The organism is Phenylobacterium montanum (genome assembly GCF_018135625.1).
Lineage (GTDB): Bacteria > Pseudomonadota > Alphaproteobacteria > Caulobacterales > Caulobacteraceae > Poindextera > Poindextera montana.
On the sequence record NZ_CP073078.1, the window covers coordinates 600,962 to 613,597 of the forward strand.

A 12,636-nucleotide genomic window follows, 5' to 3' on the forward strand; every position below is an offset into this window, starting at 1 on the left:
ATTGTCCAAGCGGCGCGTTGCGGCGGCGCGTCTCACGCTATAGGTTCCCGGCCTCTGAATCCTCACTGCCGGACCCGGAGTCCTTATTAGTGGTCGATGTGTTTGAAGAGGTCGAAGAGCAGCTTCGCTCCGACCGCTATAGATCTCTGGCGCGAACCTGGGTTCCGTGGGTCCTGGGCGGGCTGGGCCTCGCCCTTGCCCTGGCTCTTGCCTATTGGGGCTACACCTACTGGCGCGAGCAGGGGGCGCAGAAGGCCTCGACCGCCTATGCCGCGGGCCTGGAGGCCCTGCAGAAGGGCGATGAAAAGGGCGCCGCCGCCCAATTCGCGAAGGCAGGCGAGGGCGGTTCGGCGATCTATCGCACCCTTTCCCTGATGCAGCAGGCCGGCGTGAAAATGACCGACAACGACGCCAAGGGCGCCGTCGTCCTGTTCGACCAGGCCGCCCAGGTATCGCCCGACCCCATGCTGGCTGACGCCGCGCGGCTGAAGGCGGCCTACGCCCTGTTCGACACCGCCAGCGACGCGGACGTGCAAGCGCGGCTGACCCCTCTGGCCGAAAATGGGCGCCCCTTCCGGCCCCTGGCCTATGAAGCTCTGGCGATGCTGAAGCTGAAGGAGGGCAAGACCGCCGAAGCCCGCGCCGACTTCAAGGTCATCACCACCATGCTGGACGCGCCGCAGGATCTGCAGAAGCGCGCCCAAGCCGCCATCGTGCTGATCGACGGCGGAACCGCCTCGGCGATCCCGAATGCGGTCAAGGCTGCGAACGCGCTTCCGCCGGGCCTCGCCCTGCCACCTGCCGCCCCTGCCCAACAGTCTCCAGAGGCGGGAGCCGCCCAATGAAGATCGATCATCGCTTCGGCCTCGTCGCCCTTCTGGCGGCGGGCGTAGCCCTGTCCGGCTGCAGCCACTTCCACAATCCGTTCGCGGGCGGCGGGTCCAAGAGCAAGTATCACGGCAAGGGCGAGCGGATCCCGATCATCGCCTTCGATCAGTCGCTGAAGATCTCGGACACCTTGAAGGGCCAGGACTTCTACCTGCCGCCGCCGGCCGCCCAGCAGGCCTGGCCGGAACCGGGCGGCGTGGTCGACCAGGCGATCGAAAACGTCGACGCCGGCAAGGACTTCGCGGTCGCCTGGAAGGCCAAGATCGGCGCTGGCTCCGAGCGCAAGACCTACATCACCGCCCCGCCCGTCGCCGCCGACGGCAAGATCTTCGTCATGGATGGCGCGGCCCGGGTCTCGGCCTACGACGCCGCCAGCGGCCGTGAGGTCTGGCGCGCCGACATGGCCCGGCGCGGCAAGCGCAACAAGGAAGGCTTCGGCGGCGGCCTGGCCTATGCGGACGGACGGGTGTTCGTCAGCTCCGGCTATCGGTTCGTCGCCGCGGTCGACGCCGCGAGCGGCAAAGAGATCTGGCGCCAGGAGACCGAGGCGCCCGTGCATGCGGCCCCGACCGTTTCGGGCGGTCGCGTGATCGTGGAATCGGTAGACGACAACCTGCTGACCTTCGACGCTGCAACGGGCGCGACCGGCTGGACCTACCAGGCCCTCAGCGAACCGGCGAGGATCTTGGCGGCCACCAGCCCGGCGGTGTCGGGCGACGCAGTGGTGGCCTCTTTTGCGTCGGGCGAACTGGTGGCCCTGCAGGCCGCGAACGGCACCGGCCTGTGGAGCCTGGTGCTGTCCAAGTCGAACCGCAACAGCGCCCTGTCCGAAATCCGCGACATTCCCGGGCGGCCGGTGATCTATCGCGGCGACGTGTTCGCGGTCAGCCACTCGGGCGTGTTCACCGACGTCGAGCTGCGCACCGGCGCCCAGCGCTGGGAGCTGCCGGTGACCTCGGTCTCCACCCCCTGGCCGGCGGGCGACGTGGTCTACGTCACCGACACGGCGGGCGAGGTGATCTGCGCCTCGCGCGATTCCGGGCAGATCTACTGGATCGCCGACATGAACAAGGGCGCGAAAAAGAAGAAAGACCGCGGCCTGTGGTCGGGCCCGATCCTGGCCAACAATCGAGTTGTGGTGGTCTCGACCACCGGCGAGGCCGTCGCCCTGAACGCCAAGACCGGGGCCGCAGAGCGCAGGTTGAAGATCGGCTCGCCCGCCTTGCTCAATCCGATCGCGGTCGGCGGCAACCTCTATGTGGTCAGCCAGGCGGCTGAGCTGATCGCAATACGGTGAGGCAGGGAAGGATCAGGCCATGACGTTGAAGCTGGCCATCGTCGGCCGGCCTAACGTCGGCAAGTCGACGCTGTTCAACCGGCTGGCCGGCAAGAAGCTGGCCATTGTCGATGACCGGCCGGGCGTGACCCGCGACCGGCGCTACGGCGCAGGCCGGCTGGGCGACCTCGACCTGACCCTGATCGACACCGCCGGCTTCGAAGACGTCTCCGACGAGAGCCTGGAAGCGCGGATGCGCGCCCAGACCGAGCAGGCGCTGGACGAATGCGACCTGGCCCTGTTCGTCATGGACGCCCGCGAGGGCCTGACGCCGCTGGACCAGGTGTTCGTCGAACTGCTGCGCAAGCGCGACAAGCCGGTGATCGTCTGCGCCAACAAGGCCGAAGGCCGGGCCGGGGAGGCGGGAGCCAACGAGGCCTTTGCGCTGGGCCTGGGCGAGCCGATCCCGATCTCGGCCGAGCACGGCGAGGGCATGGCGGACCTGTACGCCGCCATCCTGGCCCTGGCGCCGTCGGACCTCGACGACATCGAGGAAGACGACGCCGGCAAGCCGATCAACATCGCCATCGTCGGACGCCCCAACGCCGGCAAGTCGACCCTGGTCAACCGGCTTGTCGGTGAAGACCGGCTGCTGACCGGACCGGAAGCCGGCATCACCCGCGACGCCATCCCGGTCGACTGGACCTGGGATGAGCGCAAGATCCGCCTGGTGGACACCGCGGGCCTGCGCCGCAAAGCCCGGGTGCAGGAGAAACTGGAAAAGCTCTCCACCCACGACTCCATCCGCGCCATCACCTTCGCCGAGGTGGTGATCCTGGTGATGGACGCCACCCATCCGTTCGAGATTCAGGACCTGCAGATCGCCGACCTGGTGGAGCGGGAAGGGCGGGCGCTGGTGTTCGTGCTGGCCAAGTGGGACCTGATCGAAGACCCGCAGGCCCGCCTGAAAGCCTTCATCGAGCATGCCGAACGCATGCTGCCCCAGGTGCGCGGCGCGCCCGTGGTGGCGCTGTCGGCCGAGACCGGCCGCGGCGTCGAGCGGCTGATGCCGGCGGTCTTGAAGGCCCACGCCGATTGGTCGACCAAGATCAAGACCCGCGACCTCAACGACTGGCTGGCCATGGCGGTGCAACGGCATCCGCCGCCGGCGGTGAATGGCCGCCGGATCAAGCCGAAATACATGGCCCAGACCAAGGCCCGCCCGCCGACCTTCGTCCTGTTCGCCTCCCGCGCCGACCAGCTGCCCGACAGCTATCGTCGCTACCTCATCAACTCCATGCGCGAGAGCTTCGACCTGCCAGGGGTGCCGATCCGGGTGACGGTGAAGTCGAACCGTAACCCCTATGCCGAGGGCGAGGACGGAGCGCCGGCGGCGCGTGCGGCGCCGGCCTTCGTGCGCAAGGCCATGGGCGAGCGGAAGTTGGAGGCCAAGGCTCCCCGGTCGGCCAAGCCCGCCAAGCCGACCAAGGCGTCCGGAAACCCAGGCGGCAGTTCGACCGGCGTCAAGCTGGGCGGCAAATCCAAGGCCAGCAAGTCTGCTGGGCGGCCTATGAAGACCAAGCCGGCGGGCCGGCCCGGCGTCAGGTCGCCGCGCGGGACGCCTTCCAAGCGCTGAACAGCACCGGCTCGCTCGGCAGGCCAGGCTCGCTCAGGGCCAGCTCCACCATCATCGGGCCGATCTCGGCCGGCCCGGGCAGGGTCTCGGGATCTTCGCCCGGGAAGGCTTCGGCGCGCATCTTGGTGCGCATGGCGCCCGGGTCGACCAGGATGGCGCGGATCTTGGTGTGCTCGATCTCGTCGGCCCAGCAGCGCACAAGAGTGACCATGCCGGCCTTGGTCGCTGCATAGGCGCCCCAGAAGGCGCGGGGGCGCGGAACCGCGCCGGTGGTCAGGAACAGGGCCCGGCCAGCCTCGGACTGGCGTAGCAAAGGCTCCATCGACCGGATCAGGCGATAGCTCGAGGTGAGGTTGACCGACACCACTCGGTCCCACTGTTGTGGGTCCAGGTGCGAGACCGGCCATAGCCCGCCCAGCATGGCGCCCGCGTGGACCAGCACGTCCAACCTGCCATGACGCTGGTGGATGGCCAGGCCCAGCTGGTCGATGCCGTCGCCGTCGATCAGGTCCAGTGGGACCAGGGTCGCCGGGGCGCCGCTCAGGGCGCGAATCTCGTCGTCCAGCTCTTCCAGGCCGCCCTGGGTGCGGGCGGTGGCGATGACGTGGGCGCCGGCGCCGGCCAGGGCCAGGGCGGTCGCTCGGCCGATGCCGCGGGTGGCGCCGGTGACGAGCGCGATGCGCCCGGCAAGGGGACGAGAGTCTTGGTCGGCCACAGGGTCTTCCTAATTCACGCTCAGAGCGCCGGATTCGCTGACCTCGGCGCGTTCGGCGTACTTCTGCGCCAGGAAGGCGCAGGCCATCAACTGAATCTGGTGAAAGATCATCAGCGGCAGCACGATCAGCCCTACCTGGCCGGCCGGAAACAGGATCGAGGCCATGGGCACGCCGCTGGCCAGGCTCTTCTTGGAGCCGCAGAAGACGATGGTGATCTGGTCGGGGCGGGAGAACCCCATGGCGCGTGATCCGAAGGCGGTAGCGGCCAGCACAACGCCCAGTATGACCAGGCAGGCCGCCGCCAGGACCGCGATCTCCAGCGTTGAAACCTGGCGCCAGATGCCGCGCGTCACCGCCTCGCTGAAGGCCGTATAGACGATCAGGACGATCGAGCCGCGGTCGAACAGGCCGAGCATGGCCTTGCGCCGGTCGACCCACTCTCCGATCCAGGGCCGCGCCAGTTGGCCGGCGACGAAAGGGGCCAACAGCTGGGCGACGATGGCCCAGACCGAGTCCAGCGAGAACCCGCCGTGCGAACGCAGCAGCAGACTGGCGAGAAGCGGGCTCAGCACGATGCCGAACAGGTTCGAGGCCGAGGCGGCGCAGACCGCGGCCGCGACATTGCCCCGGGCGATCGAGGTGAAGGCGATGGAAGACTGTACTGTCGAGGGCAGGCAGCAGAGGAAGGTCACACCAGCCAAGATCGGCGCGCTGAGCAGGCTCGGCGGGGCCAGGCCGGCGAGGAGGCCGAGGGCAGGAAACAGGACGAAGGTGGCCGCCAGGACGGTCAGGTGCAGCCGCCAGTGGGCCAGGCCAGCGATCACCGCGTTGCGCGACAACCGCGCGCCATGAAGAAAGAACAGCAGCCCGATGGCGACCTTGGTCACCCAGCCCAGCGCCAAGGCGGCCTCGCCGCGGACGGGCAAAAGGCTCGCCACCCCGACCGTCGCCATTAGCGCGAGGATGTAGCCGTCCAGCCTGAGCCGGCGCATCAGGCCGCGAACGGCCGCCACAGCGCCGGCCACGGTGTCAGGCGCTGACGAGGAAGGACAATTGCCGCTCGACCAGGTCGTTGCGGCCCTCGGCGATCTCGCGGTCCAAGAGGCGCGTCGGATAGTCGCCGGTGAAGTAGTGGTCGGTGAACTGGGGCCGCTCGGCGTCGCGCTGGCCGGCGTCCATCGCCCAGTAGAGGCCCTCGACCGACAGGAAGCCCAGGGAGTCGACCTCGAGGAAGCTGGCCATCTCCTCCAGCGAATGCCGCGCGGCCAGGAGCTTGTCGCGATCGGGCATGTCGATGCCGTAGAAGTCCGGATACATGATCGGCGGTGAAGCGGAGCGCAGATGCACCTCGGTCGCGCCCGCCTCGCGCACCATGCGCACGATCTTCAGCGAGGTGGTGCCCCGCACGATGGAGTCGTCGATCAGCACCACACGCTTGCCCTCGAGCACCGCTCGGTTGGGGCTGTGCTTCATGCGCACGCCAAGCTCGCGCACGCCCTGGGTCGGCTGGATGAAGGTGCGGCCCACATAGTGGTTGCGGATGATGCCCATCTCGAACGCCAGGCCGCTGGCCTGGGCGTAGCCCAGGGCCGCCGGCACGCCGGAATCCGGCACCGGCACCACCACGTCGGCCGGAGTCGGCTTCTCCTCAAACAGCCTTCGGCCCATGCGCTTGCGCACCTGATAGACCGAGCGGCCGTTCACCACGCTGTCGGGGCGGGCGAAATAGACATATTCGAACACGCAGGGGCGCGCCTGGGCGGCGGGGAAGGGGCGCATGCTCTGGATGCCCTTGTCGGAGCAGACCACCATCTCGCCATGCTCGATGTCGCGCACGAAGCGCGCGCCGATCATGTCGAGGGCGCAGGTCTCCGACGCCAGCACGGGCTTTCCGTCCAGTTCACCCAGCACCAGCGGGCGGATGCCCAGGGGATCGCGCACCCCGATCAGCTTCTTGTTGGTCAGGGCCACCAGGGCGTAACCGCCCTCGATCTGGGCCAGGGCGTCGATGAAGCGGTCGACCACCCGCGCTTTTCGGGATCGCGCAATCAGGTGGAGGATCACCTCGGAGTCGGAAGTCGACTGGAAGATGGCGCCTTCAGAGACCAGCCGCTCGCGCAGGGTCAGGAAGTTGGTCAGGTTGCCGTTGTGAGCCAGGGCGATGCCGCCAGCCTCCAGGTCGGCGAACATCGGCTGGACGTTGCGGATGAAGCTGCCGCCGGCGGTGGAGTAGCGCGTGTGGCCGATCGCCGAGGCGCCCGGCAGCCTGTCCACAAGGTCGGCCCCGGCGAAGGCGTCGCCCACATGGCCCATATGCTTTTCATAGTGGAACCGCTGGCCGTCGAACGAGGCGATACCGCAGGCCTCTTGCCCGCGGTGCTGCAGGGCGTGGAGGCCGAGGGCGGTGACGGCGCTGGCCTGTTCGACGCTGAACACGCCGAACACGCCGCATTCCAGCCGGGGCCGGTCATCGTCAGGATCGCGCCAGGGATGGGCGAGGGGCATGGAGGTCTCTTGGCTCAAGGGGATTTCTCCACCACGTCGTCTAGGCCCTTCCGAGCGGCGTGATGATAACCGGAATCGGAAGATTGTTCGCTGTCAGAGGTTTGCGACCCATCGCCGCCCTTCACCGCGCTGGTGATGGCGGGGGTCAGCTGATGGGCCATGGACAGGCCCTTGGGCGCCAGGGTCTTGAGCGCAGTGGCGCAGACCTCGGCCAGGGGATGCAGTTTGGCCTTGGAAATCCAGTCCGGCACCTGCTCGGGCGGGGTCGCAGCATGGAACAGCAGGGTCATCAGCCCGAGGGCGACCAGCCCCCGCACCAGGCCGAACGCGCCGCCCACCAGCCGGTCCGCGGTCCCCAGCACCTGGGTCTGGTGCACGCTGCGCGTCGCGGCCGCTGCGATCACCCGCAGCAGCAGGTAGGCGGCCAGGAACACCACCACCACGGCTACGGCGTTGCCGGCCCAGGCGGGATGGATTGCGGCCTTGGCCATGGGCGCGGTGAAGCGCAGGGCGAACAGGGCGATGAACACCGCCCCCACGAAGGCCACGACCGTCGTCACCTCGCGCAGGGCGCCGCGGATCAGGCCGACCAGGGTGGAGACGCCGAGGATCACCAGAGCGATGAAGTCGAACAGGGTCACGGCCGCACCTCGCCTGGGGAAATCCCTTCAGGCTGATCGGTCGGCAGGTTGCTCAATCCCAGACATCCTCGCCGATGCGGCGCACCGCATCGGCCAAACGGGCCACGCTCGTCATCGCGAAGGGCGAAGCCTCGGCAGGTCCAGCCGGCGCCAGGGCGCGGCCGAAGCCGAGTTTCGCCGCCTCCTTCAGCCGCGATTCCATGCGGCTGACCGGGCGAACCTCGCCCGAAAGGCTGACTTCGCCGAACACCACGCAGTCCTGCGGCAGGGCCACATCCAGGGCCGAAGAGGCCAGGGCGGCGGCGGCGGCGAGGTCCGCGGCCGGTTCGCTGATCCTCAGGCCGCCGGCGACGTTCAAATAAACGTCACGGGCGCCGAATCCAAGCCCGCATCGGGACTCCAGCACCGCCAGCACCATGGCCAGGCGGCCAGAATCCCATCCCACCACGGCCCGGCGGGGCGTCCCGTACGCGCTGGGCGCGACGAGAGCCTGGAACTCGACCAGGACGGGCCGGGATCCTTCGATGCCGGCGAACACCGCCGCGCCCGCGGCTCGCTCGCCGCCTTCGTTGAGAAACAGGGCCGAAGGGTTCTTGACCTCGCGCAGACCCGCATCGCCCATCTCGAACACGCCGATCTCGTCGGTGGCGCCGAACCGGTTCTTGGCCGCGCGCAGAATGCGGAAGGGATAGCCGCGCTCGCCTTCGAAACTCAGCACCGCATCGACCATGTGCTCGACCACCCGAGGGCCGGCGATCTGGCCGTCCTTGGTCACATGGCCGACCATGACAATGGCGATGCCTCGTTTCTTGGCCAGCCGCACCAGTTCGCCAGCGGCGGCGCGGACCTGGGTGACGGAGCCCGGCCCCGCCTCGTGCGCATCGCTCCACAGGGTCTGGATAGAATCGACCACTACAAGATCAAACGCCTCGCGCTTCAGGCCATCCAGAATGTCGCGGACAGCCGTCTCGGCCGCCAGCTTCACCGGCGCGTGGGCCAGACCCATGCGCGCCGCCCGGCCGCGGATCTGCTCGATCGCCTCCTCGCCGGAGATGTAGGCGCACCGGCTGCCATTGGCGGCCGCGGTGGCGCAGACCTGCAGGAGCAGGGTCGACTTGCCGACGCCTGGATCGCCGCTGAGCAGGATGGCCGAACCTGGCACCACCCCGCCGCCGCATACCCGGTCGAATTCCTCCACCCCCGTGGTGATGCGCGGCGGGGCGGGGGCTTCGCTGAGCAGGGTCTCGAAGGTCAGGCCGCGGGCCTTCGCGCCCTTGGCCGGGGCCAACGCCCCCGGGGGGCGGCTCTGCACTTCTTCAACCAGGCTGTTCCACGCGCCACAAGCCACGCACTGGCCAGCCCACTTGGCGTGGACCGCCCCGCAGGACTGACAGACATAGGTTGCGCCGTCGCGAGCCATGAAGGGGCGTCATGTGGGGTGAGAGGGACAGGGATGCAATCTGTCCTGAGTCGGACGCTCCAGCCCGGTTCAACTGACTTCGGATAACGTGAATCTTTCGGGTGTCAGCTGTCACAGGATGTGCCTAATCTTTGCCCTAGAGGGGGATCTCGAAAAGGGGGACAACCTATGAGCCTCACCCAACCCAGTTCGGTCGGGTCGTCCGACCTGGTCAGCCGCGTCAAAGGCATCCTGACCGATCCCAGAAACGAATGGGACAAGATCGCGGGCGAAACCGCCACGGTCGGCGGGCTATATGCCGGCTACGCCGTGATCCTGGCCGCCATCCCGCCGCTCGCCCGCCTGATCCACGGTGTGGTGTTCGGCTACGGCATGTTCGGCGTTTCCTACCGGCCGTCGATCTTCTTCATGGCGAGCCAGGCGGTGCTGACCTATGCGTTCAGCCTGGTCATGCTCTATCTGATCGCGCTGGTGATCGACGGTCTGGCCGGCAATTTCGGTGGTGAAAAGAACCCGATCCAAGCCTTCAAGGTGTCCGTCTACAGCTATACGGCCGCCTGGGTGAGCGGCGTGTTCTTGGCGTTGCCGTTCCTCGGCGTCGTCACATTGCTGGGCGGCCTCTACAGCCTCTACCTACTCTACCTCGGCTTGCCCAAGCTGATGAAGGCCCCGCAAGACCAGGCGCTGGGCTACACGGCGGTCTCGGTCGTGGTCGCCATCGTGCTCTACATCGTCGCCGGCGTCGTGGTCGGCATGGTGACCATGCCCTTCGCCCTGATGGGCGGCGGCCTGCCGCATGGCGGCCAACTGACCGGCTCCATGCACCTGCCGGGCGGCGCCTCGGTCGACATGGACAAGCTGAACGCCGCCGCCAAGCAGGCGGAGATCGCCAGCGCCGCCATCAAGGCGCAGGAGAACGGTCAACCGCCGCCCGCAGGCGCGATCAAGGCCGTGGCCCCGGACGCGCTGAAGGCCCTGTTGCCCGACAGCGTCGCCGGCTATCCACGGACCGACCTGTCCGCCGAGAGCAGCGCCGCCGGTGGCTTTTCCGCCTCCCATGCCGACGCCACCTATACGCAGGGCGACAGCCGCATCACGCTCAAGGTCTCCGACCTGGGGACCGCGGCGGGCCTGGCGGCCATGGGCGGCGCCTTCAACGTCGAAGCCTCGCACGAAACCGCGACCGGCTATGAGAAGACCGGCAAGGTCGATGGGCGCATGACCACCGAGAACTTCGACCGCTCCAGCAAGCATGGCAGCTACTCGGTGATCGTGGCCGACCGATTCGTGGTCGAGGCCGAGGGCGATCATGTCTCCATCGACCAGCTCAAGGGGGCCGTCTCGGCGGTAGGCTTCGGTCGCCTGGAAGGCATGGGCCACAGCGGCTGACCGGATCGCGCGAGAAGGTTCGACCGGGCGGGCCGTGACCGCTATGGCTTGACGCCATGGGGGACAGCGAGTCGACAACCGAACCCGAAGCGCGCGCCGGCGGGCGGCTCGCGGCCCTCCTGAAGCCGTTTCCGATCCTGCACGCCGGCAACGCCGGGGTGAACATGCTCTACACCCTGGGCCAGACCCTGGTGTTCGCCCGGGCCCTGGACGCGCGGCTGTTTTCGCAGACCATCTTCGTCGCCACGCTCAGCCTCTATCTCCTGCCGGTGAACCAGGCGGTCGCGCGGGCCAATTTCGTCGTCGTGCGGCGAGAGGTGGTCGGCGGGGCGGGCGCGCGGGGCTTGCCTCAGGTAGGCCTAGCCTTTCATGTCAGCCAGGCGCTGATGCTGGCGGCCGGCGTTCTTGGGCCGCTTCTGGCCGCGCCGCAGGGCCTCCAGGCCTATATGGCGCTGGCCGCCTTCTCGACCTTCAACACCCTGTCCAATCTGTGGTTCTTCGAGCTGCAGATGGCCATGCTGGCGGTGGAGCGGCCGATCGGCTTCGAGGTGGCGAGCCTGCTGCGCCGCATCGCCAACGCCGTCACCCTGGCCTGGCTATGGTTCAGCCACGACTTTCTGGCGTTCGCCGTCCTGATCCTGGCCCAGGCGGTGATCTCCCAGGCCTGGCTGATGCGAAGGGTCGGGCGCGACAGCGACTTGTTCGCCTGGCCGCGCGGGTTGTCCGCCGCGGTCCTGGCGGAACACCTGAGCCAGCTCTGGACCTCGGTGCAGGCGACCTTCGCCGAGTGGCTGACCCTCAATGGCCCCTACGCCCTGTTCACCCTGCGCTTCGGGGTCGGCCCGGCGCTGATCGCCCTGGATGCAGGCATGAAGCTCTTGCGCGTCGGCCTGACCGTCACCCGCAACTTCAGCGAAATCGCTCTGCCCAGCGTCTCGCGCGCTGTCCTGGAGCGACGAGGCCACGCCGCAGCACGGACAGTAGCGGTTGTGCTGGCCCTGAGCGCGGCGCCAGTGGCGGTGTTGGCCGCCGCCTTGGTGTTGCAGGAACATTGGCTGTTCTCAGCCCTTCTGGCCAAGAACAACGTCATGCCCGCGGGCGCCGGCCCCGCCTTCGCCCTGGCGCTGATCGCCGGGGTGGGATTTCAGGCCGGATCGCATCTCGTCGGTCATGTAGGCCGGGCGCGGGAAGTCCGGGTTTTCACGGTCTGCGCAGCGATCAGCTTCATTGGTCTCGCCGCGGACCTCCTCCTGGCTCGGCCGAACCTTCTGGGCGCACTCTGGGCCGTCGCGATCGGGGTGGCGGTCACAGCCTTGGCGGGCCTCTGGACGATCGTGCGGACCCTGCGATCGGCGCGCTAGGCGGTGAGGCGCGCGGCCCCCTCGGCCATGGTCACGACCTCCAGGCCCAGTTCGCGAACCTTGCCTACGACCGCCTCGAAGGCTGCGGGCGTGCAGCCGTAGGGGGAGGGGGCTTCGGCGACGTCGTGGGTGTAGAGGATCAGCCAGGCGCCCTCCGCCATCGCCCGCTCCAGCCAGGTGATCCCGGTCCGGGCAGCGGCCGCGCCTTCGATCGCCACAGCGGGGGCCTGGTTGAGGTCCGATCCCTTCGACATCAGGCCCGCGTGGGTGGCCCGGAGCAGGTTGAAATGCGGGGCCAGGGCCGCCTTGGCCCCCGCAGAAAGGTCGCCGAATGGATAGGCGAAGGTCGTCGGAGCCGACAGCCCATGCTGCTCGAAGGCTTCCCGATTGCGCGCGGTCTCGGCGACAGCCTCCGCCGGCCCGATCACCGCGCAGTTCCTGTGACCGTGTGTGTGGCAGGCGATCTCGTGCCCCTGGGCGGCCAGGGCCCGGACGGCGGACCAGTCGGCATAGGGTGCGAGGGGCCCATCCATGCCGTCCATGTAGCCGCCGCAGGCGAAATAGGTCCCGCGAAAGCCGGCGGCCTCCAGGCGTGCGCCGGCGAAGGTGGCGGCGGTGGCCGGCGCGTCGTCGAAGGTGAAGGACACCATCGCCCGAGGCGGCGCCTTGCAGGCTGGGCGCCGTGCAGCCAGGCGGGCCGTTTCGCGCCCTAGCTTGCCCACCAGGGTGTGGCGCCTTTCGAACTCGGCCGAATCTCGGGTCATGGCCCCCAGTCATAGTCGAGTTCCCCGCTCACCGCATTTG

11 protein-coding genes are annotated in these 12,636 nt (G+C 68.5%); 5 read left to right on the top strand and 6 right to left on the bottom strand.

Annotation, left to right across the window (positions count from 1 at the left end; all coding sequences use genetic code 11):
* The first annotated feature begins 89 nt into the window (after positions 1–89).
* The 3 genes from KCG34_RS02760 to der are packed head-to-tail and all read left to right on the top strand — an operon-like array spanning position 90 to position 3,800.
* A complete protein-coding gene (locus KCG34_RS02760; RefSeq protein WP_211938878.1) occupies positions 90–845 on the top strand; it encodes a tetratricopeptide repeat protein in 756 nt (251 codons plus the stop codon).
* On the top strand, positions 842–2,185 hold the full coding sequence (locus KCG34_RS02765) for a PQQ-like beta-propeller repeat protein (protein ID WP_211938879.1): 1,344 nt from the start codon (positions 842–844) through the stop codon (positions 2,183–2,185). The genes KCG34_RS02760 and KCG34_RS02765 overlap by 4 nt, the downstream gene beginning before the upstream one ends.
* Positions 2,186–2,204: 19 nt before the next feature.
* A complete protein-coding gene (gene der / locus KCG34_RS02770; protein ID WP_211938880.1) occupies positions 2,205–3,800 on the top strand; it encodes a ribosome biogenesis GTPase Der in 1,596 nt (531 codons plus the stop codon).
* Here the strand turns inward: der and KCG34_RS02775 are convergent.
* From KCG34_RS02775 to radA, 5 genes are read right to left on the bottom strand one after another with little or no spacing between them, the layout of a single operon-like run.
* Positions 3,766–4,515, bottom strand: a complete 750-nt coding sequence (locus KCG34_RS02775; protein WP_211938881.1) for an SDR family NAD(P)-dependent oxidoreductase — start codon at positions 4,513–4,515, stop codon at positions 3,766–3,768. The two genes, der and KCG34_RS02775, sit on opposite strands and share 35 nt — an antisense overlap.
* A gap of 9 nt (positions 4,516–4,524) precedes the next feature.
* Positions 4,525–5,508, bottom strand: a complete 984-nt coding sequence (locus KCG34_RS02780) for a bile acid:sodium symporter family protein (protein ID WP_211940695.1) — start codon at positions 5,506–5,508, stop codon at positions 4,525–4,527.
* A gap of 37 nt (positions 5,509–5,545) precedes the next feature.
* A complete protein-coding gene (gene purF / locus KCG34_RS02785) occupies positions 5,546–7,021 on the bottom strand; it encodes an amidophosphoribosyltransferase (protein ID WP_211940696.1) in 1,476 nt (491 codons plus the stop codon).
* 14 nt (positions 7,022–7,035) lie between these two features.
* Entirely contained in the window at positions 7,036–7,662 is a 627-nt protein-coding gene (locus KCG34_RS02790) for a CvpA family protein (RefSeq protein WP_211938882.1), read from the bottom strand.
* Between the two features lie 52 nt (positions 7,663–7,714).
* Positions 7,715–9,082 carry a DNA repair protein RadA gene (gene radA, locus KCG34_RS02795; protein WP_211938883.1) on the bottom strand — a complete coding sequence of 456 codons (1,368 nt, stop codon included), beginning with the start codon at positions 9,080–9,082 and terminating at the stop codon, positions 7,715–7,717.
* A gap of 168 nt (positions 9,083–9,250) precedes the next feature.
* On the opposite strand from radA, the gene KCG34_RS02800 reads away from it, so the two are divergent.
* On the top strand, positions 9,251–10,471 hold the full coding sequence (locus tag KCG34_RS02800) for a Yip1 family protein (protein WP_211938884.1): 1,221 nt from the start codon (positions 9,251–9,253) through the stop codon (positions 10,469–10,471).
* 56 nt (positions 10,472–10,527) lie between these two features.
* The gene (locus KCG34_RS02805; RefSeq protein WP_211938885.1) at positions 10,528–11,832 is read left to right on the top strand and encodes a hypothetical protein; all 1,305 of its coding nucleotides are present in this window, start codon (positions 10,528–10,530) and stop codon (positions 11,830–11,832) included.
* Here the strand turns inward: KCG34_RS02805 and KCG34_RS02810 are convergent.
* Positions 11,829–12,596: a polysaccharide deacetylase family protein gene (locus KCG34_RS02810; RefSeq protein WP_211938886.1), complete on the bottom strand. Its 768-nt coding sequence runs from the start codon at positions 12,594–12,596 to the stop codon at positions 11,829–11,831. The genes KCG34_RS02805 and KCG34_RS02810 overlap by 4 nt on opposite strands.
* Positions 12,597–12,636 lie beyond the last annotated feature (40 nt).